General features: G+C 40.5%; 20 protein-coding genes. 9 read left to right on the top strand and 11 right to left on the bottom strand.

Annotation, left to right across the window (positions count from 1 at the left end; genetic code table 11):
* Positions 1-115 precede the first annotated feature (115 nt).
* The gene (locus ACM0OP_RS18865) at positions 116-826 is read right to left on the bottom strand and encodes a PEP-CTERM sorting domain-containing protein (RefSeq protein ID WP_414529959.1); all 711 of its coding nucleotides are present in this window, start codon (positions 824-826) and stop codon (positions 116-118) included.
* A 118-nt stretch (positions 827-944) separates the two neighbouring features.
* Between ACM0OP_RS18865 and ACM0OP_RS18860 the strand changes: the two genes are divergently transcribed.
* On the top strand, positions 945-3143 hold the full coding sequence (locus ACM0OP_RS18860; RefSeq protein WP_414529958.1) for a single-stranded-DNA-specific exonuclease RecJ: 2199 nt from the start codon (positions 945-947) through the stop codon (positions 3141-3143).
* 29 nt (positions 3144-3172) lie between these two features.
* On the opposite strand, the gene psb30 is transcribed toward ACM0OP_RS18860, so the two are convergent.
* A complete protein-coding gene (gene psb30 / locus ACM0OP_RS18855; protein WP_414529957.1) occupies positions 3173-3295 on the bottom strand; it encodes a photosystem II reaction center protein Ycf12/Psb30 in 123 nt (40 codons plus the stop codon).
* Positions 3296-3424: 129 nt separating this feature from the next.
* On the opposite strand from psb30, the gene ACM0OP_RS18850 reads away from it, so the two are divergent.
* From ACM0OP_RS18850 to ACM0OP_RS18835, 4 genes are all read left to right on the top strand, one after another.
* A complete protein-coding gene (locus tag ACM0OP_RS18850; protein ID WP_414529956.1) occupies positions 3425-3775 on the top strand; it encodes a YkgJ family cysteine cluster protein in 351 nt (116 codons plus the stop codon).
* 138 nt (positions 3776-3913) lie between these two features.
* A complete protein-coding gene (locus ACM0OP_RS18845) occupies positions 3914-4333 on the top strand; it encodes a TMEM165/GDT1 family protein (RefSeq protein ID WP_414529955.1) in 420 nt (139 codons plus the stop codon).
* A gap of 84 nt (positions 4334-4417) precedes the next feature.
* Complete coding sequence (locus ACM0OP_RS18840; protein WP_414529954.1) at positions 4418-4711, top strand: TMEM165/GDT1 family protein; 294 nt, start codon at positions 4418-4420, stop codon at positions 4709-4711.
* 319 nt (positions 4712-5030) lie between these two features.
* Positions 5031-5498: a hypothetical protein gene (locus ACM0OP_RS18835; RefSeq protein WP_414529953.1), complete on the top strand. Its 468-nt coding sequence runs from the start codon at positions 5031-5033 to the stop codon at positions 5496-5498.
* An 80-nt stretch (positions 5499-5578) separates the two neighbouring features.
* Here the strand turns inward: ACM0OP_RS18835 and ACM0OP_RS18830 are convergent, their stop codons facing one another.
* The 3 genes from ACM0OP_RS18830 to ACM0OP_RS18820 form a co-directional block, all read right to left on the bottom strand.
* Positions 5579-8362: a hypothetical protein gene (locus ACM0OP_RS18830; protein ID WP_414529952.1), complete on the bottom strand. Its 2784-nt coding sequence runs from the start codon at positions 8360-8362 to the stop codon at positions 5579-5581.
* Between the two features lie 320 nt (positions 8363-8682).
* A complete protein-coding gene (locus ACM0OP_RS18825; protein WP_414529951.1) occupies positions 8683-11268 on the bottom strand; it encodes a GAF domain-containing protein in 2586 nt (861 codons plus the stop codon).
* A gap of 610 nt (positions 11269-11878) precedes the next feature.
* Positions 11879-12655: an HAD family hydrolase gene (locus ACM0OP_RS18820; protein ID WP_414529950.1), complete on the bottom strand. Its 777-nt coding sequence runs from the start codon at positions 12653-12655 to the stop codon at positions 11879-11881.
* 189 nt (positions 12656-12844) lie between these two features.
* Here ACM0OP_RS18820 and ACM0OP_RS18815 point away from each other — a divergent pair, with 189 nt between their 5' ends.
* Positions 12845-13660, top strand: a complete 816-nt coding sequence (locus ACM0OP_RS18815) for a hypothetical protein (RefSeq protein ID WP_414529961.1) — start codon at positions 12845-12847, stop codon at positions 13658-13660.
* A 50-nt stretch (positions 13661-13710) separates the two neighbouring features.
* Here the strand turns inward: ACM0OP_RS18815 and ACM0OP_RS18810 are convergent, their stop codons facing one another.
* From ACM0OP_RS18810 to psbP, 6 genes are all read right to left on the bottom strand, one after another.
* Positions 13711-14424, bottom strand: coding sequence for a DevA family ABC transporter ATP-binding protein (locus tag ACM0OP_RS18810; protein ID WP_414529949.1), 714 nt, complete (start codon positions 14422-14424; stop codon positions 13711-13713).
* 145 nt (positions 14425-14569) lie between these two features.
* Positions 14570-15724, bottom strand: coding sequence for an ABC transporter permease DevC (gene devC, locus ACM0OP_RS18805; protein ID WP_414529948.1), 1155 nt, complete (start codon positions 15722-15724; stop codon positions 14570-14572).
* 201 nt (positions 15725-15925) lie between these two features.
* Positions 15926-17371, bottom strand: coding sequence for an HlyD family efflux transporter periplasmic adaptor subunit (locus ACM0OP_RS18800; RefSeq protein WP_414529947.1), 1446 nt, complete (start codon positions 17369-17371; stop codon positions 15926-15928).
* A 974-nt stretch (positions 17372-18345) separates the two neighbouring features.
* Positions 18346-19083, bottom strand: coding sequence for a phycocyanobilin:ferredoxin oxidoreductase (locus ACM0OP_RS18795; protein WP_414529960.1), 738 nt, complete (start codon positions 19081-19083; stop codon positions 18346-18348).
* 71 nt (positions 19084-19154) lie between these two features.
* Positions 19155-19745: a Maf family protein gene (locus ACM0OP_RS18790; RefSeq protein ID WP_414529946.1), complete on the bottom strand. Its 591-nt coding sequence runs from the start codon at positions 19743-19745 to the stop codon at positions 19155-19157.
* A gap of 97 nt (positions 19746-19842) precedes the next feature.
* Positions 19843-20388, bottom strand: a complete 546-nt coding sequence (gene psbP / locus ACM0OP_RS18785) for a photosystem II reaction center PsbP (RefSeq protein WP_414529945.1) — start codon at positions 20386-20388, stop codon at positions 19843-19845.
* Between the two features lie 282 nt (positions 20389-20670).
* On the opposite strand from psbP, the gene ACM0OP_RS18780 reads away from it, so the two are divergent.
* From ACM0OP_RS18780 to ACM0OP_RS18770, 3 genes are all read left to right on the top strand, one after another.
* Positions 20671-21294 carry a J domain-containing protein gene (locus ACM0OP_RS18780; protein WP_414529944.1) on the top strand — a complete coding sequence of 208 codons (624 nt, stop codon included), beginning with the start codon at positions 20671-20673 and terminating at the stop codon, positions 21292-21294.
* 231 nt (positions 21295-21525) lie between these two features.
* Positions 21526-21789 (top strand): hypothetical protein, encoded by a 264-nt coding sequence (locus ACM0OP_RS18775; protein ID WP_414529943.1) that lies wholly within the window; start codon positions 21526-21528, stop codon positions 21787-21789.
* Positions 21765-23627 carry a carboxypeptidase regulatory-like domain-containing protein gene (locus tag ACM0OP_RS18770; protein WP_414529942.1) on the top strand — a complete coding sequence of 621 codons (1863 nt, stop codon included), beginning with the start codon at positions 21765-21767 and terminating at the stop codon, positions 23625-23627. The genes ACM0OP_RS18775 and ACM0OP_RS18770 overlap by 25 nt, the downstream gene beginning before the upstream one ends.
* Positions 23628-23677 lie beyond the last annotated feature (50 nt).

Here is a 23677-nt window from a genome sequence, read left to right as displayed (position 1 = left end):
CAAATTCTTACACAGCAAGCTTTTTGCCCCTTCCTCTCCGTCGAACTCACGTTAATTTATCGAACCGCCAAGTCGCCAAGAACGCCAAGAACTCGTAGAGTGTGCGTAAGTTCTATCAACGTCGAATTGAGCGTTTCAGTATCACTCTTCCTAGACCTAAAACACCAAAGCCTAATAAACTGAAAACATTAGCAGATTCCGGAACACTGCTGGTAATAGGCGCTGTTGTAATGATTAATTGGGGAGTTATCCCAGGGAAATTAGCTCCACCTAATGTTAAAGCACCTGGGTCTTGGGCGCGAATTGCTAAACCAACAAATCTATCACCATTACTAACTAAATTCTGCACAAAGGAAGTCACGTCAAAAGTGATGATTTCTCCACCGATAACAGTTGATGTGTCAATTGTATTTAACAGCGTCCCTGCCTGTAAAGCAGAGGCGTTGACTTCCCCATTACCTACATATCCAAATACTCCCAAGCTACGAGGCGGAATACCAAAGGCAGCACCAAGACCAGAGGTTTGTATACTATATATTTCTGCTTGGAAAATAGCACTTGTAATTACTTGCAAAGGTGGGAGAGAAAATTCAGCTAGATCAAATTCGGCAAATTCTGCTGATTCTCCTTGAGCGCCTAAAACTACAGTATCAAAATTATTAGGAAAAACCTCATCTCCTAAACCATCGAACTCTCCTGAAAAACCACCATCTATAACTTCAAATGTCACTGTGGGACTGAAGGTAAAATTGGCAGCTTTAACTGGCTGACTGATAACTAAACTACATAACAGGCTGATTCCCGCAGTTAGCGCCAGCTTTTGCATATAATTAGGTGTGTGAAGTGTTAAATAGTGTTAAATTATTATCCCAATTTTACAAATATCTCCGAAAAATTGTCAACCTTAAATACTAATCCCCAGTCCCCAGTCCCCAATCGTATTGATGCTCAACCAAGTTTTCCCTCAACCAATAACATCTCACCACGGCTTACCTAATCAACGTTGGCAAATTTATCCACAGCAACCAGAATTGGCGGAAAATTTAGCGAAGTTAACCGATGTTTCCCCAATTATTAGCCAGTTATTGATTAATCGTGGCATTACTACAGCAGAAGCCGCAGCAGGTTTTTTAAATCCAGAGTCTTTGGTTTTACCTTCGCCTTTAGAAGAGTTTCCGGATTTGGCGGTGAGTGTGGAGTTGTTGCAAGAGGCGATCGCAACGAAAGCTAAAATTGCTATCTGTGGTGACTATGATGCTGATGGTATGACTAGCACCGCTTTACTGTTGCGTAGTCTCCGCAGTTTAGGCGCGCAAGTGGATTATGCTATCCCCAGTCGGATGCACGATGGTTATGGGATTAATCAACGCATTGTGGAAGAATTTCACAGCGAGGGTGTAAATCTGATTTTGACTGTAGATAATGGGATTTCTGCCTATGAACCCATCGCCAGAGCTAGAGAACTGGGTCTGAATGTGATTGTTACTGACCACCACGACATCCCCCCGAAATTACCCCCAGCTAACGCCATTCTCAACCCCAAACTGATTGCCGAATCTTCACCTTATCGCAGTGTTGCGGGTGTGGGTGTGGCTTACATTTTAGCGGTATCTCTAGCGCAACAGTTAGGAGAAATTAAAGGTTTAGTGCAGCCGATGTTGGCGTTATTTACCCTGGGAACCATTGCAGACTTAGCTCCGTTAACAGGGGTGAATCGGCGCTGGGTAAAACGTGGTTTAAAGCATTTACCGAAATCTCATTTACCAGGAGTTCAGGCGTTAATTCAAGTGGCTGGGTTAGAGGTGAGGGAAGAGGCGGGGGAGCAGGGAGCAGGGAGCAGGCTTGCCCTGAGCGCAGTCGAAGGGGAGCAGGGAGCAGGGAGCAGGGAGCAGGGAGCAGGGGGAAAGAGTCTCTCGGTATCGTCTGCGAAAAGTTTAAAGCCTGAAGATATTGGCTTTCGTTTGGGGCCACGGATTAATGCTATTGGTCGCATTGGTGATCCTCAAACGGTGATTGAATTATTGACTACAGATGATATGAGGGTTGCCCTGGAATGTGCGATGCAATGTGAGTTAACTAACACTAGTCGTCAGCAATTATGCGAGGAAATTGAACAACAGGCGATCGCCTATGTAGAGGCTGAGTTTGTCGATGATCTCCCCCAAGACCGGGTATTAGTGGTTGTACAACCTAATTGGCATCATGGTGTAATTGGGATTGTCGCCTCTCGCTTAGTGGAGCGCTACGGTGTGCCTGTGTTTATTGGCACTTATGAAGATGAAACACACATTCGCGGTTCTGCCCGTGGGATTCCTGAGTTTAATGTCTTTGAGGCGTTACAATATGCTCATGATTTATTAGGTAAATTTGGGGGACACAAAGCCGCCGGAGGTTTTTCTTTACCAGCTGAGAATTTGCAGATATTGCGATCGCGCTTGAGTGAATTTGCTCATCAGTGTCTAGAACTGCAACACCTCAAACCTTTAGTAAAAATTGATGCTCAACTTGATTTTAATCACATCAATTACCAACTTTACCAACAGTTAAATTCTCTGCATCCCTGCGGTATGGAAAATCCTGATCCCTTATTCTGGACATCTCAGGTACAAGTGATTGAGCAAAAAATCGTTGGTAAAGGTCACATTAAATTGACACTCAGCCAAACTATTAATCACCAGCAGTATAAAATGAAAGCGATCGCCTGGCGATGGCGCGACTACTTCCCCCTACCACCGCGAATTGATATTGCTTACAAGCTGCGAGAGAACCACTTTAATGGCAATACAACCATTGAGTTAGAGCTACTCGGTTTCAGACTCCCCCATGAGGATTTTAATTCCCAACGGCTAGACCCATCTGAGCTATGGAATAAATTTCAGCACTCGCCAGCTAGTCCATTAAAAGCCAACTTTCATTACCAGCAGCGACACTATACCTGCGGTGTCTATCAAAACGATATTTTACCAGAATTAAGAATTAAAAATCCTGAAGGCAAAGTCTTAGTCATACAACCAGAACATACCATTGGTCTACTAGGCAACAATCGTCAAGACTCTGTAGAAGTTGATATATCTCAACCAAAGTATGACAACATTATCCAAGCTGCTCTTCAGGCATTATCTGCACTAAGTGCTGAGGCATGAACTTTTCATACACTCAGCATTCAGCACTTTTACATATCACCGTTGCGAAACGCCAGTACAAAGATTACTATTGGACCAGAAATTATGATTAGTCCTACGGAAACTAGCTGAAAGATAACTTCCCAATTGACATTGCTTAAAGCGTCAAACATTTTTCCCTTGTCCTTTTAATTTTTTGTAAAAAACACAGTAACTTCAGTTACAAAACCCGACATTAATCATATCTGGCCGTAGGCTGTTACATTTAATTTACTTAACAAAATTATAGGAAAATCAATAAAATGGCAAACTGGCAATGTGTAAAACAATGTGGCGCTTGCTGTAATCTTGACCCCGCAGAACGTCCAGATTTAGAAGAATATCTCTCACCACCAGAACTAGAACTTTACCTGAGTATGGTAGGTGAAGGAGGATGGTGCATTAACTTCGATCATACCAGCCGAGAATGCACAATCTATGCAAATCGCCCCCGGTTCTGCCGTGTAGATTCAGAGATATTTGAGGATATGTACAGAATTGAGCCAGAAGAACTCAATGATTTTGCTATTGACTGCTGTCGTCAGCAAATAGAAGGAGTATATGGCGATCGCAGCCTCGAAATCCTCCGCTTCGACAAAGCCATCGGTATCTAGAAACCTTCGCGTACCTCTGCGCTAAACTTTGCGTACCTTTGCGTTTAAACCTCCTCCCCCTCAAAAAGAGTTGCAAAATATGACAACAATCTGAGAAAATGAGAAGAATATGAAAATAACCTAATAAAACTACTACCCGTGAAAATTGACTCTGTATCCGTCACCTCTGAGACTGAAAACCAACCCCAAATCAAAGATGCCAACGAATCTAATATCAAAGCAGCCATCATTGAGCCACTAGAGCCAGTAGTTACCGATAGTCAACCAAAGCGGGAATCAGTAGTAGCAACTTTCGCCACCACCTTCATAACCATATTTCTCGCAGAAATCGGAGATAAAACTCAGCTATCCACCCTATTAATGAGTGCGGAATCTCACGCACCGTGGGTAGTCTTTCTTGGTTCTGGTGTGGCTTTAATTACCACAAGTTTATTAGGTGTACTTTTAGGTGGTTGGATGGCTAATCGCCTCAGTCCCAAAACCGTAGAAAAATCAGCAGGAATAATGTTACTGTTCATTTCCCTGATGTTGTTTTGGGATGTAATCTTTAATTCGTAATTCACAAACTCTCTACTCCCCACTCCCCATTCCCCACTCCCCACTCCCCACTCCCCACTCCCTACTCCCTACTCCCCCAAAAATATGGACTGGCATCTTTTAGGACTCAGCTTTATTACAGTTTTTCTCTCAGAATTAGGTGACAAAAGCCAACTAGCAGCGATCGCACTTTCAGGACGTTCCCAGTCTCGTAAAGCAGTATTTTTCGGTACAGCTGGCGCACTTTTATTAACTAGTCTTTTAGGAGCATTAGCCGGGGGTGCTGTGGCAGAATTATTACCTACACGTATATTAAAGGCGATCGCAGCCATAGGATTTGCTGTCCTGGCTGCACGTTTGCTGTGGTTTAACGAAGAAGCCACACCCGATGCAGAATAAGAAAAAAAGGCTCACTATTATGAGCCACTTTCTCTGCGGTAATTTCAAATCAGCCACATACTAGCTCAACTTTTCGCGCCAGCACCAGTTCAAAAGAGTTCCGGCTGCCAATATTTTCATCACTTCTAATACAAAATAACCACTGTGGATCGACCTCTCCCCGGTATAAATGGACAGAGATTCTAATACGCAGTAAAAGCAGCTATGCCATAGGCTTTACGCTATCATTTAGTTAAATACCAAGCTGACACTTTCCAGTTGTACAAAACAACTCCGTAACTAACAAAGCTCAAGTTCTCATAACAAAGGGTTTCCTTCTATGAACTTACGTTCCAGTTGTGTTTCAGTTTTGTGGAAAGCTAGTCTATCCTTGGCAACTTTTATTGGCTGCATAACCTTTGCATCTGTCCCCGCATCAGCACAAATACTCGAAGACTTAATTACCCTGACAGCAGAACAAGGCGGTTTAACAGGTTCAATCACATTTATTACTCCTAGTGGTTATATCACCACGGTGGCTGCCGAAAAAGTTTCTCCGGAAGGCACATATTTATTTGGCACTAACGGTGGTGGTGTATATACAGTTACAGGTACTATACTTCATGATCCCATTACGAGAACCACTATCCCAACCATAACACTCTTCGCTGGCCCCACAGTATTACTTGCTGGAGAAGCTAATCTCATTGAACGTACGGTCATTGATTTACTTAGATCCGGTACACTCACACTAGATGAATACACAGCTATTCTCAGGACTTCCCTTGGTTCAGATGGTTTAGATTAGTATAAGTAATTTAGATAAAATTATTTAATCCGGACACTGAGTATTGTGTCCTTTTTAATGTCTAATTATTCCTGTGCTATTTAAAATTGCCAACCTCCTTCCCAGCGAACTTCCAAACCATTACCACTAATACCCAGACGTGATTCCCAAGCCATACCATTATTCACCAGATTCTTTTGAATAATTAACCCGTAAAATAAATCAGATAATCGATTCCTAATACCTTTCTCAGTATTTCTAAAATTTTGTAGATAAGCCCCAACAGCCCAATGATTATTAAGGGTTTGAATGGTTTCAAATGAATAGAAAAAATTATTATTTATTTCTACAAAAGTGGTGAATTGCCAGCCTGTTTTCAGTGCCAAATTACCCTGTATAAATCCTGAGTCTTGCAAATTAAGTTGATTATCAATAAATAAAATTCCGGAATTTAGGGAATAATTTAAACTTCTATCTTGACGAGAAAAATAATAGCTCAAATTTAAATAATTAGGATTTGGGGAATTAGCTGCACTGTTCCAAAAAAAACGTAAACCTGGAATATGGTTAGTAATAGCCTGGATTTCTCCCTCTGCATTCACTTCCCGATGGGTGTGGATAAAATTTAACAACCCACGAGCATAAACACCAAGATTTGGCTCTGCTACACCTACATTATTAGCAATCTGAAATGCTGAGTCAGAATTTAAGTTAAACCAAATTCCCGAATTAATGCTGTAATTCCACTTACCAAAAGAACCTGCCCATAATGCTTCCACAGTAGGTAAATATAAATAACCACTAAAAGTTTGTAATTTAGTATTAATTTGACCCAATTGAGCCAGTTCCAGACGGTCAAAAGCCAGATCGACAGAACGCACATTCATGGGTATAGCAATCATATCTAATGAGTTAAAGTTTTGCACAAATTGTCTACCTTCAGGAGTAATCAAATTCACCTGTACAGCCGATGAACGATTATTAGGAATAACAGATGTTTTGTCTACAGGAATGGGTACACCCGTAAATGATAAAGGTCCAAAATTATTTTGAGAAAGTTGGAGTTTAGAAATAAATGTACTACCTGCATTCCAATTAGTATTGACGTTGATAAACTGAACTCCCCGTTTGTGATTACCTGTACGAACTTGGAAGAGATGAGAACTATCAGGTGTAATCAAACTCGGAAAAGTGAATGTTCCAGAAATTTGCTCTAAAGCACTGCTACGATTCCCCAGTAAAAGTGTTCTGTTAAGTCGTTCGTTAATCTGTCTTCTCTCTTCTGAGGTGGCTTTGGAGTTGAGAGGTGCAAAATTCTCTTGTCGCTCTAATCGTGCTTTGGCTTCTGTTAAACTTTGTGATAACTTCTGAGGATTAATTAATTTAAACAATCCTCCCATTAACATTCCGATAGTGGAATTAGCGGTTTGTAATTTATCTACTTCCCTTTGATTGTTGGATAAAGATAAGGAAATACCAGGATTGCTAAAAATATTAGTATAAGTTCCCTTGGTTTCTGCGGCATCGTATTGTAATAAAGTCTGATTATGAGGACGGCTAAAGTCAAATTTATGCCAATTATAATTTTCTGTTTGCTGTGAACTACGAATAACTTGGGGTTCTCTTTGACCTAAAGAAACCCAATATAAAGAATTTAAGTAATATAACTGGCGTTCCTGTTCACTAATAAAGGGATTGACTAATATATTCAATAAATCCCCATTATCAAATTTGCCTAACTGACCAACTTTGATTCCTGGTAAAGATGTAATTTCTGGTTGAAAATCAGAATTTTCTCCATTTAAAGGGTTTCCCCAAGAAATACCTAATTCTTCTAAATTCTCTTGAGAAATTCTTGCACCTAAAAATAGACCATCTTCTAATAATGGTTGTAAGTTATTAGTAGGAAATGCTTGTAAAATTAAGGGTGAATTTTCTATATCTAAATTTTGAAATAAAGCGCCTCCCCCTCTGGAACTATAAGTTGAAGCATTAGATAAATTCAAAGTATTATTAATCGGTAAACTAAAAATATTCAGATCTGACTTTGCCTGATTAAATTGACTATTGATAATAATAGGAGATGCAATATTTCCTTGAAGATTAATACTTTCTGCGGCAATAGATTGGATATAAATTTTTGTAAAATCAATTTCTCCTGTGAGTTGTTCAAAACTTTGGGGAATTGCCCAAACTGCTTGCTTTCCCCAGAGTCTTTGAGTTAGTCGGACTGTTTGTCGCCTTTTAATCTCGGTTGATTCACCCTGATAAGATATTCGACTCTGCCATCCCTGAGTTTCAATCACAACCCGATTATCAGGTAATACCCAGTAAAATTGTTCTTGTTTAGGAAAATTAGCAAAGTTAAATCTCTGAATTATCGGTTCTTCCGCAGCAAATTTGATCGATAAATCAGTATAGTTCTGATGATTGTTGGGATTAAATAAAGATGAGAATTTTATGTTGTCTGTGGGATGAACAATCCCAGGGTATCTAGTAGCGCTATTAGTAATAGCATTTAAAATAATTACTTCTTGAGCTTGTCTTGGTAGGAGGGTATCCGTCGTTTCTTCATTGGTGTCTGTAAGTTCAGATTCTGGAATTTCTGGTGCATTGAGTATTCCGGGAATATCTATTTCATTCCAGTTAGGAAAAAGCTGAATTGAATCAGCAGTTGGTGTTTGGGTAACAAGTATATCTCCTGTTATTGGTGGTGATAATTTGTTAATTTTAATATTTTGAGAAAATATTGATAGTTCTTTATCATCTATATTTGGTGGTATTTTGTCCTGACATTCTCCTGGAAATATCATAGCAAAGGACAAGAATACAGTTAATGTGAAATTGATATAATGCTGACTAATCAGGGATTGGTTCAATGTCAATATTCACTCTTTTTTTCAAGTGACAACTTGAAGATAAGATTCACCTTTTGCTCCATATAGTAAACTAGTATGCGAAATTTACTATTCAACTAAAGGTGGAATCAATTCAAGAGTAAAAGAGTTATGGTGAATGTTTATAGAAAGTTGACATATAGGAATAGCCATGAATCTCATCAGTTGTCTCAGAGGATGTTTGTAAAGTATCGATTATTACTAGCCCTGGCGACTAGAAGTCGCGGCTATACAAACTTGACGCGAAGCGTCTTCCTGTGTAGTAGCGAATTATATTCGCCCAAAACTTTTAAAACATCCTCTCAGGACTATTTTTCCTGAAAAGTCCAAACTCCTTGATCCCATTCAAAATCTGTTGGGGGTGATTGTAACCAGTGCTGACAACGGAGAAGATGCAACATAGCAGCTTTATCTTGGTTATCTACTGCTAAGACTTTGGCAAATTCCGCTCTTGCGTATGTAAACTGGCGATTGAGGTAATAGTCTCGTCCTTTGTGATAATGCTCAATTACTTGTAGTTTTTCGCTACTGACGGGATCGGAACGTAAACCCACCAATTCGTAAATAGCTACTGGCTCATTTCTGCCTTTGACGCGAATGTAGTCTAATTCTCTAGCCCAAATATGCTCTTGGCAGGGTTTATAAGTATTGTCACTGAGAACAATGTCACAACCGTATTGTTTACTAATGCTTTCTAATCGGGAACCAAGGTTAACACCATCACCAATTGCGGTAAATTCCATCCGTTTACTAGAGCCGATATTACCACTGATGACTGTATCAGAGTTGATGCCGATGCCAATTTTAATTCTGGGTTTATTTCCAGCGTGGCGACGTTCATTAAATTCCAGTAAGCGATGGCGCATTTCTACTGATGTTTGCACAGCCATCCAAGCGTGGTTTTCCAAGGGTAGAGGTGAACCAAATACGGCCATGATGGCATCACCGATATATTTATCTAGAGTGCCTTTATGTTTAAAAACGGCTTCTACCATTGATTCAAAATAGTCGTTGAGCATACTCACCACTTCTTCAGCTTCTAAGTTTTCTGTGATTGTGGTGTAGCCGCGAATATCGGAAAATAAGATGGTAACTTCTTTGCGATCGCCCCCTAGTTTAGCATCATCTAATTTGAGTAATTCTTCCGCTAATTCCTGAGTCATGTAGCGGTACATGGTACTTTTGAGGCGTTTTTCATCACTGATATCTTCCATAACCACTAGCGCCCCCCGGACTTGCTTGTGATCGCTAGCATCAGCAATGGTGTTAATGGACAAATTAATACTATGCTGTTCTATTCCATGACTGACAAGTGTCCGATCAGGATAATATTGCTGAGATATCTGGAAATCTTTGATTTGTATCGCTTCCTGATACCATTTACTAAAGTCACCTTCTTTAATGGCGATCGCCTCAGTAATTAATGTACCTTCTAAACGGTCTTCTGCTGCTAATCCTAACAAGCGTTTAGCACTTTCATTGGCAGCAATAATCGCCCCGGCTTTATCTGTAGAAATCACGCCATTAGAAAGACTACGCAAAATATCCCGTTGGGTTTGTTCTTGCTGTTTGACTGTGGCAAACAATTTGGCATTTTGCAACGCTACCCCAGCTTGAATATTAAAAGCTTCCATAAACTCTTCATCGTTGCGGTCAAAACTCGCTTGGAAGCATTCTGGAGCTTTAGGCCAGCTATCGGGGTTATATGCCGGAAAATCTCCTGATTTCTTCTTATTAACTAGTTGAGTCACCCCAATCAATTCCTGATCGGCGTTAAATACTGGCATACACAGTAAACTACAGGTACGGTAGCCATTTTGCTGATCCATTTGTTTAGCAGTATCTGCGTCAGGATGATCATATAGATCAAAGGGAATATTCAGCTTTTGTCCAGATGCGGCTACAATTCCGGCAAAGCCTTTCCCTATGGGTATCCGCAACTCTGTATCCGAACCGTTATCTTGAGTAATTTTTGTCCATAATTCCTGGCGATCGCTATCTATTAACCACAGAGTACTGCGATCGGCATTCATTAGCTCCTTCGCCTCATCCATCACCCGCTTCAGGGTATCTTCTAAATCCAGGCTACTTTGACTCAGGGACTTAATCGCTTTCATTAACGCCGCCAACGCCCTTTGTTTTTGAGTCGCTATATAAAATGACCGTGACGACTCTAAAATCAGACGAATTGAAGGGGCAAATTCTTGGAATAATTTTTCATCAGCCTCGCTAAATCCAATAGTATTAATCCGGTCTGATATCGGATCACTAGGATTGTTAAAGGACTTTAATTTATTGAGTAATTGCACCACTGCCACCAATTTGCCTTCTTCATTCAGCAGTGGCAGTGCTAACATTGTATAAGTGCGATACCCGGTTCTCTTGTCTTGTGCCTGAGCAAAAGTCGAACGGGGATCTTGATAAAAATCAAAGGGAATATTGATAACTTTCTTAAATGTAGCCACTTCCCCAGCAATCCCTTTATCTGCTGGAATGCGAATTTCTAAAGAAGCTTTTCCTTCCCCTTCGGCTAAAATTGACCAAAGTTCTTGCTTTTCTTCATCTAATAAAAATATTGTTGTCCGATCTGCACCCAATAACTCCCCTGTTTTCAAGGTAATAGAATGCAGCATTTCTTCCAGAATTGTTTCAAACCCCTGAGAATCCAACATTGATAGGGTTTGATGCACAATCTGTAATTTTTGCTCCACTTCTGAAACCACTTGTTTAAAAGTGTCTTTAGTCAAGGGAGCTAGAAATGTGGAAATAGTTTCCTTTTTTCTGGCCAAACTACCTACAGAATTAGAATTATTCTGCAAGGAGGAATCCTCCTGGTGACTAATACCAATAATTAAATCTGTGGTGTCTCCAAAACTACTTTCATGGACTGACATAAATAATTTTTGATATAGATTTAGATTTTAGCAATAATTAACATCACAGATATTGCCTAACTATTCAGGCATTCCTCCTCAGAAAAACTGAGCTTTGCCATATTCCTATGATGTCTGTTCTCATTCGTTTTGAGGGTTTAATTCCTCCGCGCTACTAAATTCATTTAGCACTATATTAGCTTTCTGCTCGATATTAAGAGCGACGGCGCTGACTTAATTTACAGGTGGGAGGATGGAACAGAGTTGAAGGTGTGGTGATTGCCTATCGGGGATGCTAACTTCATAAATTGCCCTTGTCAATGTATATTGTTGCTGGATTTTCAGTCAATTTCGGTACATTTAAGCGAATTTCTGGTTCTAGTCGTTAACCTTTAAATCCGGATAAATTAATATTTCTACTCAATTATGCCACTTGCTTGACTTCATTACCTTAAATCTAGCAAATTATTTAGATTCAACCGAAAGCTGTTTATTCTCAGGATAAACCGATGATTGCAATCACACTGAGGCAGTTAACTAATGTATGGTGACAGATAGGGTCATGAGGACATAACATAATTGCCAACTCAATTTACAGCCAGCATTTGATTTTTGACTTTTAGCTAATTATTTACATCCTCCCCAAAATATAACTACATAACTCAGAAAATCCTTCCCCTTCAGCATTTCTAGTTATGTACTGAGGTTGATGTTGCAATTGATTTACATATTTCAGTACATTGGCTACACCTACCGAAACATCAAAATGGTCGGGATCAAATAAACTTTCATCATTAGGACTATCACCAACAGTTACTACTTGTGCTGGTAAAAATTCAGGTAAATACTCTCGCAACACTGTTAGTAATCCCACGGCTTTGTCTTGCCCTTGGGGTTTAATGTGACACTGGACATTACTATAAGTAAATCCCCAACCCATTTCTTGGCAAAGATCAGCCATTATTTGTAATTCCTTGAGACTGAAAGCGCCCACATCGAATGTCCAATCTGTGACTCGAAAACGATTGTCTGCTGACTCCTGAATTTGGGGAAATTTGGTTTTTAATGCTGTAAAAGCTACACTTAAATTCTGACGATGGGATGCTAATTCCGAAATTGGTGTTAAAATCGTTGGTTCCTCATATAAAGAGGAGTAAAACAGTCCGCCGTTTTCTGCGATCGCACCAACAACAGGCATTAAATGACAAATTCCACTCATCCAGCCAGCTGAACGCCCAGTGACAATTAACACTTTCATCCCCGCAGCGTCTAAATTTTCCAATGCTTGTAGCAATGTCGCCGAAAATTTGCCGTTTTTAGTCAGGGTTCCATCCATATCTGTAGCTACTAAGCGAATATTGCTAAATGAAGCCCCAGACAGTTGTTTAAGAGTTGGTCGGTGTCCCACAGAGAACTTTAGATGAGGGTATATACTAGGCTTAATTTTAACATACTATTTTTATGACAATTCTTTTTTTTGTCACGGTTACAGGTCAATTGTCAAAAATAATCGCCGCATAGATAAATGAGATTCCAGATTTGGGAATCCTAAATATAATCAGTAAAGCATTTGTTTATACTTACCAATGATGCCATGATGTCCAATTCCATGTTTATTGCCCAATCTCCTACCATCAAGACAGCAAACATTGCCCCACCAGTGTTAGCTAATATCCCTCAACTACCACCAATCATGGCTATAACCACTGGGGGACTAGCCTTAACGGTCATTGCTTTGTTTTTGTATGGCAAATTGCAGATAGATCAATTAGAGAAAAAAATCAAATTTCAAAAATTACGGGCGCGAGAATTAGAAAAGAAATTTAAACTTGCGCTGGAAACTATTCGGAAAATGGAAACTAATCCCGACTTAGTTAACTCAAGGGATTTCAACCTAGATTATCTGCGAATGCGGATGTCAGAAGAAGTGTTTCACTTTGCGATTTTGAATCAAATTAAAGTTCATGTCAAAGATAAAATATCTCAAGCCCTCCGCCCCAATCAAGCGCAGCACGGAATTGTGGGTATTGCTAGTAGTGGTAGGCAGGTTGATGAAGTTTTTGATGTGGAATATGAGACTGGTGTGAGTCCAAATGTGGCTAAACGGGTGCTGTTTCGGGTGCAAATGCGGTTAATTAAGTTACCGACACAAGCAACTTCTGCCACCATTAGCCAAATTATTGATTGTATTGAAACTTATCTTAGCCCCGTGGAAGGTGAAGATAATTGGCAACCCACAATTCAAGGCAGGATTATTTATATGCATTGGGATCAAAAGGCTAAACCTACGCCCCTACTGGTACTAGAACAAACGAATGAAGGGGTAAATGTTACTTTTCGCACTAGCCGTAAAGCAAATATCCCGGCACAGGATAAGCCTTCCGCAATGAAAAGATCCCCTTCTCCTAAATAATAGTTTTGACTTCAGGGTGCTGTAATATAGTTAGAGATTATGAGTATAAGTTATTGTTTTTCAGTCACGACGGCACTAGGAGAATCACGTGCTAAGATACCATCTTCCATTTCCACAACGCGATCAGCTATGTCTAAAATCCGGTTATCGTGAGTCACAAGTAAAATAGCTGTTCCTTGTTCTTTCGCTAAACCTTGCATAATTTCCACCACATCGCGCCCTGATTGTTTATCCAAAGCTGCTGTTGGTTCGTCTGCTAACACTAAGGGAGGATTATTCACCAAGGCGCGGGCGATCGCTATTCTTTGTTTTTGTCCACCAGAAAGGCTGTCTGGATAGTAACTGACTCTATCCTGTAAACCAACAGCCCCTAACATCGCTTGGGATTTAGAAATTGCTTCCTGGGAAGTGACATGATCATTCAATTCCACCGCCATTTGTACATTTTGTGTCGCACTTAAAAAACCCAACAAATTGTGCGCCTGAAAAATATAACCAATATTGCGGCGAATTTGCACTAATCTATTTTGATTAGCACCAGACATTTCTACACCTAAAAACTGTAAACTGCCCTCTTGTACAGATCGCAACCCACCAATTAAACTCAGTAAAGTTGTCTTACCTGAACCTGATGGACCAGTCATAATCACGATTTCCCCAGGATAAATTTCTAGGTTAATATCAAATAAAATCTGCTTTTTAAGTGCGCCTTTGCCATAGTAATGGTTGAGATTTTTTATAGCAATTACAGGTTTTTGTCTCATATTCCCGTGTGTGATTAGTTATTAGTAGTTCTGTCTGTGAACTGTAGTGCCTGTAAATAATGGATATCACTTATCAATTATAAATCAAACTTTGTCTGCAATATTGACAATTTAGATTTAATTTGTAATTGAAAAGCAATACGGCTTAAAAGATATCTGCTGGATCGGCAGAGCGTAATTTACGAACTGCGATCGCACCGGAAACAAAACACATAATTATGGTTAAAATCAGCACAGTTACTGCCCGCCCATAACTCATAAACACAGGCAGAAGTGTAGCATCTCTAGCACTAGAATACATAAACATAGCAATAATCCACCCTGGAATATATCCTAAGCAAGCTAATAACAAAGCCTCTTGCAGAATCACTGTTAACAAGTATCTCTGCGTATAACCTATGGCTTTCAAAGTAGCATACTCCGATAAATGATCTGAAACCTCAGTATAAAGAATTTGGTAAACAATTACAGTCCCCACAATGAAACCCATCACTGTTCCCAAAGTGAAAATAAAGCCAATAGCGGTACTACTCGCCCAGTAATTGCGCTCAAATTCAATAAACTGTTCCTTGGTTAAAACATTCACATCGTCAGGTAAATGACTGCGTAATTGTTGAGCGATAACATCAGCATTTTGCCCCCGTTTTAATCTAATTAAACCGATATCAATTAACCCTCGTTGACGGTTAGTAAATATCCTTAAAAAATTTACATCACTGGTAATTAAATTACCATCAGCGCCAAAAGATGCCCCTAAAGTAAATAGTCCATCTACCTTAACCCGTCTTCTTTGTACCTCTGCTGTCACAGAATTTCCGCGATCAAACTCCGCAGCAATGGGTCCATATTCTTCCCTAGAAGAACGGTCAAATAAAACCACATCAGGTAATCTCAACTTATCCAAATTCTGCTGCACTCCAGGCAAATCAAACAGATTGGATTCTGGATTCATCCCAAAAATTAAAATACTCCGGGGGCGACCTGTAACCGGATTCCGCCAAGTTGTATAATCTAAATAGATTGGATGTACTGACTCCACAGCTTGTAACTCTAAAGCTTTATACAACCTTCTTTGAGAAAAGGTTTCCATTGCCAATAAAGCATTAGATTGTTGATTAATGACAACAATATCGCCATTTAAGCTCCCATGTAAACGCACATTACTGTAATAAAGTGCATCCCGAAAACCAATTTGCATAAACATGAGAATATCGGCAAAGGCAATTCCTGCCAAAGCCACTGCTAGGCGAGTTTTATCTCTCGTCAGTTGTAACCAAGACAGGGGTATTTTATGAGCCATAATATTGGGGACTGGGGACTGGGGACTGGGTTAAGACCTGAATGGTGTCTCAGTTTTATTATCCGTTTATGTCCTAACCTCCTTGGACGTTGCTATAGGTAATGCCTAAGTGAAACATGAAAAGTTAAATTTTGGATGGGAAAATAGCATCCAAAATCTAAAATAATGTGGTGTGAGTTAAATTTTTACTACCAATTACTGTTAATCCTCAATGAGAGTTGGTTCTTTATTAATCTGGGTAATTACCTTAGCATTAGTGAAACCAGAAACACGCTCACTATCTTCTGGGGTTAAAGCAATTCTCACTTCCACAACTCTCGCATCTATATCTGCTACTGGGTCTGTACTCAGCACATCTCTTTTACCAATTTTCCGGCCAATTTCTACAACAGTTCCGGTTAATTCCTCCATAAATGCGCCATTTTCGCTGCTAACAGTAGCAATTTGACCAAGACTCACTTGACCAATTCTGTCTTCTGGGACTTCAGCAACCACAGTCATTTCATTAGTTTCTCCAATTTCAGCAATACCATTTGTGTTGATAGCTTCCCCTGATTTTGTATGAACTGTGAGAATTTCTCCACTAATGGGGGCTTGAATGTAAGTTAATTTCAGTTCTGCTTCGGCTCGTTTAAGATTAGCTAAGGCATTATTAACTTGAGCTTCTCCCCTTTGGAGATCCGTGGGGCGAAATTCCTGAATCCTCTTGAGTCTGGCTTCTTCTTCGTTGATTTGACTTTGTAAAGCTGTGATAGTTTTATCTCGGTTAACTCTCGCTTCCACTAACTGTTGTTCCAAGGTGGCGATGATTTTTACCTGATTAGCCCTCGCCTCAGCCAGTTGTTGTCGTAAGGTGGCTTCTGCTTGTCGCAGGGTAGCTTGGCTTTCAATAACTTGCTGATTAGCAGTTACGGCGGTGAGTCTGCGCCTATCTCGTTCTTGTTGAGAAATTGCACCTTCGCTGTACAACATCTCATAACGTCCCACATCAACTTGAGCATTTCTTTGTTCGGCTTGAATGCGGGAAATAGTTGCTCTTAAAGTGTCTTGTTGTCCTGTGAGTTCAGCTTCTAGGCGATTAACTGTGGCTTGCATTGCCAGTTTTTCTCCACTCAACTGAGCAGCTATGCGCGTAATTGTTGCCTGTTGAGCGTCCCTTTCTCCGTTTAATTGGGCTTGCAAACGAGCCACAATTGCGGTTTGAGCTTCAATGTCTCTGGGGGAACCTAATCTGACTTGTGCTAAATTAGCCCGTGTTTCCTGTAGTCTGGCTTTTGCTTCTTCTACAATTGCTAGTTGGGTGTCGTGATTGTCTAATATGGCAATCATTTGACCTTTTTTAACTCGTTCACCTTCACTCACAAATACTTGCTGAACTCGTGAGGAGGCTTGTAATCCACCTGTGGGGGCGGAGAGTTTTAAAACTTGTCCTTTTGGTTCCAAACGCCCCACGGCGCTAATATTATTAGTTACTGGTTTTACAGGTACTGGCATACCTATTTTTTTCAGTTGTTCAACTTTAGCTGTAGTTAGTAGCCCAGCAGCTATGACAATTGGCAGGGCTACAGCAATACCCCACCAAATCTTAGGTTGTTCCGGCTCAAGTAGCAGCTCTTCTGAGCTTGGCTTCTCAGTCACCCTTGACATGGTTGTTGCCCGTTGGTTGAATTGTGTTTGTGGAAATAAACAGGTGAATTAGGGTTAGTGAAACTGTTTCCTAATTCATGATTTGTCATGAAGAGGCTGGAGATTTAATCTCATGATGTTTGTATGCATTGCACGCTTTTTTCAAATTGGCATTAAACTTGGTAATTTGCATCCTGATGATCACAAAGATTAATTACTAAAAATCTCTTTGCAGATGCACTTTAAAGTTGGGGAGTAGGGATAGGGTAAAATCCTTTTGGTGTCTAATTGATTTTGTAGAGTTTTAAGCCTGTTCCCTGGTATATTCTTGAGAGTTATATTACTCAAAGAGAATTTCTGATGGTAGCCTGGTATAAATTTACTAAAATAATCATGCAAACGGGTATTTGCTGGGAAAATTGCACAAGTTTTTTCTCAAACTTAGTTAACTACAATTAAGTTTTTTAGAGGCTATATCAACAGTCTCCAAAAGGCTTATTTGCAGAAAAATTAAGTATTTAGGGTTTGCCCATTTCTCTATGAAACACTGCACTTAATTCGCGGGGTAAAATAGATGTGATGAGCAAATTAGGCGTTTTTCTGGCTACCCCACGCCAGCTATCATGAAGAAATGGTATGAGTTAACTACTAACTACAAATATATGTCAAAGAGAGCATTCCTCACATTACAGTTTCCTTAACTTTTTGGTCAATGAATTGCTATGTTGGTTTACTTACTATTTGCTATTGGGAATTTTTGCTCTCAGACTTTGCTGCTGTTGTCTAACTCCATTGAACTTTAGTTGAATAAATTCTACATTCATCAGCTAGGGGAAAACGTAACAGAACTTACAGATATAGCTGGGGACTGGGGACTGGGGACTGGGGACTGGGTTCAGACTCTTGTGGTGTCTCGGTTTTCTTATCCGTTTATGTCCTAACCTCGTTGGCGGTTGCTATAACTGTTGACTTAGCACTCAAGCCGGAAGTATTTTTTATTCTGGTAGGTCAAATAATACTGTGGTCATGTAATTTTCTGCCCACTCTTCACCAAAGGCTTTTTCTAGCACTCTGCGGGTTTTATCATTTTGTTGCTGCTTCGTACAGTAGTTCCTTTGTCCGGCGAGAATTTCTTGGGCTTTTGCTGGGGAAACTGGACTGGATGCGATCGCCTGGGTACAATGTATCTCTAAGAATGCTTGTACGCGGGAAAGAAACATTGTTTCTTCTTCTGGGGAACTGGGACGGACAAAAAGGCAAAATTCTGAGAATATATGACCCCATTCTGGTAACTCACGGGGTTGGGAAAAGTTCACTTCTGTCAGGGCTGTGAGTTCGGTATTATATGATGTTGGTAGCTTACGCTCTAAGTTTACCGGAGATAGGTCAGCGATCGCCGCACTAATTTGACCTCTACCCCCCACTAAGTCGCAACCAAACATGGGTAAGTCATATTCTGGATGGGGAAACATCACACAATGCAATATATCGAGCATATTGCCCACTTTTGCCAATTCCAAGTGCATTTTCCGGAATTGTGGCGTTTGATAGCAACGATTTTCAATAATCAGTTTCTCTCCTTCCAGTCTCCCTTCCACATACCCCAATTCTGATGGTAGGTTGTATGGCGATAGTTCTAAATGCTGATGCCAAACGGCTTCAATACAATCAGCCAATTGATGAATTAAGGGATGTTGTTTTTCTCGCAGGGAGGTTGTGGGAGTTAATGACATCTTTTTTTCGCAAATGCTATCTGATGTCAGTTTACCTTCTGCTGGCGATCGCAATAGCAAAAAAATAATTTCTACCAAAAATCGCTAACGTTATAACCCAAATCTTCTAGCATCTGGCGCAGCAGGGGTAAGCTCAGACCAATCACATTACTGTGACAGCCAGAAATTTTTTCCACAAATAAACTACCAAAACCCTCTAGTGCAAAACCACCAGCACATTTCAGGGGTTCTCCTGTAGCGACATAGGCTTGAATAGTGCGATCGCTCATTTTGGCAAAATATACCCTAGTTACCTGACACTTTACCAAAGTTTGGTTTTGGCGCAAATCAATTAATACATGGCCTGTGTACAAGTCGCCAAATTTACCTTGCATTAATTGCCAACGAGCGATCGCCTCCGCAGCATCAGCCGGCTTACCATAAATCTTACCATTCACAGCCAACACCGAATCGCAACCCATAACCAAAGCCGATTCAAACTGTGGAGCGATAGTTTCCGCCTTGCATTTTGCCAGAGTTTGCACCAACTGTGCAGGTTCATCTAATTCCACCTGCGACTCATCAAAATCACTAGGCTTAACAATCGGTGAAATTCCCACAGTTTGCAGCAATCGGTGGCGTGCTGGCGAAGCTGAAGCAAGTACAAATTCAGGTATTTTCATGATATAGCTGGGAAGTAGGGAGTGGGGAGCAGGGAGCAGGGGGGATAAAGAACAAATATGCTCTGATGAAATGGGGAAATTTATTTTCTGGAAATCCCTAATACACCGAGAAAGAATTTACGACATCTTCCATTAAACCTTGAACCCTCTGCCAACGTCTTTCGGGAATCGACGCATTAAAAGTGAACAACTTACCACGACTAACAGCCACACTAGTTAAATTATGTCTATCTTCCCGATTAGGCAAAGTCACCTGATATTCTAAAATGTAGTATTTTTTCCCCTGAGATTCCCGCTCAAAAGCATTAACCAACTCAGCCGAACGACCAGAATCAGGGGGAGCTAAAGCCGCTTTTCCTAACTTATATCCCACTTCTGTCGGTGTTCCCAGTTCCGCTAAACTTTTCTGATCAGGAACCGGGCTAATCACTACAGAAACATTTTCTGATACTTCAATCAAATCATGGAAAACTACATCAGGGCCATTGGCAACCTTAACTTGTAACCAACCATTAGGGTATAAAAACTCATAACCATCATAAGAGTCTACAAAACTTTTGAATCCAGCCGCAGCAGCCACACCAGGACTACTCAAGCTAATGCTCAACACTAAAAGCAAAATGAATACAATTTTTTTCCACATTTGTTAAAATTCCTTTTAAAATTCCTTTGGACTGGCATGAAACCAGAAAAGTACAATTTCTGATGTTTATTGTCTCATCAACCGGGTCTCTTGGCATCAAAATGAACCTGCACTCACCAAAAATTGATGCTTAAAAGGCAGGAAATAGCCTGATTTTAACCTTAAATACTGCGCTAAAAACTAAAACTCCACAAAAACAGTCAAATATGAACTATAAATTATATGATGAGTGTTTATAGTTAAAACTTTCCAGCTGCAAGCAGATATACATAATAGATCAAGATGGATCTTGGAGATTGCTACCGTTTATTGGGTTTAAGGTCAGGAGCCTCTTTTGCTGACATCAAAGCGTCTTACAGACGACTAGCCCAGCAATATCACCCTGATATCAACCCAAATGACATCAGAGCCAAAGATAAGTTTATTGCCTTGACAGAGGCTTACAAATTCCTTTTAACGGTAGTACCTTCCGAGGACATCACCCCAGGAGCAAAGAACTCCTCTAGTATTAGAGATGATGGTACTACATCCACAGGTTCCGCAACAGCATCAGCAACCACTGTCACAGTGGAAAAACCGCCAATACCCAAGCCACCCAATATTTTGGAAATAGAACGGCGGTTGAAGTGGAAGACTTACGAACAACTGCAACGATTCTTAAAAGAAAGAAGATTCCCCCAGGCGATCGCCCTAGTGGAAGCCTTAGCCGCACGTTTACCCACAGATCCAGAGGTGCGTCAATGGCAAGCAGTAGCCTATCAAATTTGGGGACGAGCTTTAATTAACGACAAGCAACTCTTAAAAGCCAGAATTTATCTCAAAAAAGCCCTGAAAACAGACCCAAACAATAAAGCACTCTCCCTAGAAGTACAGCGTGACTTCCACAAATTAGAGCAGCTCTATTGATTTGGGGAGTGTGGGGAGTGTGGGGAGTGTGGGAGGTGTGGAGAAAAAGATTTTTAGTTTCCAATACCCAATACCCAGTCCCCAGTCCCCAATACTCAGTCCCCAGCTTTATCCTTAATTTATATTTTTAGTGAAATTACTGTTATTTGATAAAAGGAATTGCCTGGATACAGTAATATTATCATCCCTATGATATTCGTTGATTGCTATTTTGTAATCATCGTAATTTGAATGTTTCAACCCTTAGCAATTCCCCTATCTTTACTCTTCACCAGTAGCTTAGTATTTATCCCTTCTGCACTAGCTCAAAGTGTTGATATTATCTTCAGTGGTGTGGTTCAAGATTATGCTGTTTTTACTACTCCCACTTTAGCACAAATAGCAAAGGTTTCAGGTAATCACAAAGCTAACTTGAATGTCGGGTCAAGTACATCTATTCATATGGTACGGTTTTTGATGGTTCTTGGTTTGTGCGGACACGTCAACCAGAATTAGGTAATTTACAGCAATGGCAAATTTCCGAGGCGCAGTTTCTCAGACAAACTGATAAAGCTGATTTATTTCTGGGTTCACAACCCACTTTTTGGGAAAGTGCCAGAATTGATGACTATTGGGGATTTACTTATATTCAACGCCAAGGTTTTACCCCACCAGAAAACTTTTCTCCGGGAAATTCAGACCCCCGTCAAAGGTTGCAATCATCCCAGGTAGGAAGGACAATTACAGGGAGAGCCGAACCAGGAAGTTTAGTCCAATTAGTTCCCGGTTTTGGGACTAGAGTTTTGGGGGAAGTTTTTGTTGATTCTTCAGGAATTTACCGCTTTGAAGATGTTACCAGCGATAACCGATTTTTTACTTCTAATTATCGAGTTTTCATCTATCCGGAAGGGAGATTAACAGCGACACCGGAAATACGTGATGCAACCTTTTCTACAGTACCGGGACAAATTCCGGCTGGTGCTTCAGCCTGGCTGGTTTCTGGGGGTTTGCGTCGAGAAGCTTCCACGGCGTTAAATCCCAGTTTAGTGGGTAATTTTTCTGAGTTTCGCGGTGGTGTCGCAGGACGTTGGGGTGTATCAGAAGATTTGACTTTGGGTCTGGGTGGTGTCTATGATCAATCTCTGCAAGGGTTAGCAGAGTTATTTTATCGCCCTAGTAATTTTCCTATAGAGGTGGCGGTTTCGGCTTTGGGTGGTGAAGATTTAGATTTAATTGCAAATATCCGCTATGAACCCACGAGAAATTTAAGAGCGACATTTAGTAGCGATCGCTTCTCTAATCGTTTTAATATTAACTGGAATGTGGCACGTGGTTTAAGTTTATTTGCCACGACCGATAGTAATAACCCTACATCTGCGGGTTTTCAGGCTAATTATAGTCGGAGAAATTTCTTTACCTTCGCCCGTGCTAGTCTAGATACTCAGAGTAACTTACGCTGGAATTTACGACAACGTTTAGGCGCATGGGAGTTTAGCCAGCGCGGTAATGAAATTGGTACGTTTTCGGAACTTAGTTATAATTTATCTCGCAGCAGGTTTTTGAATTTGGGACATTCGTTGTTGTTAGATTACGAAACCCGCGCTCAAAATATCAATAATGATTTATTAACTCTGGGTTGGCGATACCGTTCGGAAGATAGAGCGAGTGATGGTAACTATATCTGGGAAGCGCAGTTAGGTTATGGTGTGGGTTCTGTGGGTAACGGTTTAGTGGCTGCTGTGGGAACTACTGTGTTACCGGGTTTGTTATTGCGGGGACGTTATCAAAGGGTATCGGTCACGTCGAATCAATCAAGTTTTAGTATTGATTTAGTTTCTAGTTTAAACTTTCAAGGGGGCGTTAGTCCGGGCGATCGCCGTTCTAATTACTTCCGTACCCAAGGGGGATTATTAATTACAACATTTCTAGATAAAAATAACAATGGTAAATGGGACTCTGGGGAAGAATACTATGTAGATCCAGAAGGGGCGATGGTGTCAGTTAATAACCGTCCTACTAACAGTTTACGCCCAGAAGTGGGGAGCGATCGCACTAAATTACGCCTTACCCCTGGAAAATATCGCATAGACATTGATCCTGCTGGTTTACCTCTGGATTGGCGAGCTGAAACTAGTGCCTTTGCAGTCAATGTAGTTGCTGGTAGTTATACCTCTGTTATCATACCCTTAATTCAGTCTTACAGTTTTTCTGGTGTAGTCACAAATGCTGAAGGTAATGCCTTAGCAGGAGCTAGAGTAGAAGCTGTATCTACAGAAGATACCAGCCAACGCCGTTTTTCTGTCACCAATACCGCCGGCGTGTATTATTTAGAAGGTTTGACACAAGGAGAATAAGTAGGTGGGCGAGGCAAAACCTAAATGTATAAAGCAATGTTAAGAGGAGA

This window comes from Nodularia chucula CCY0103, assembly GCF_963923915.1.
Lineage (GTDB): Bacteria > Cyanobacteriota > Cyanobacteriia > Cyanobacteriales > Nostocaceae > Nodularia > Nodularia chucula.
The sequence above is the reverse complement of the archived record's forward strand: the minus strand, read 5'-3'. Positions and strand labels throughout refer to the sequence as shown.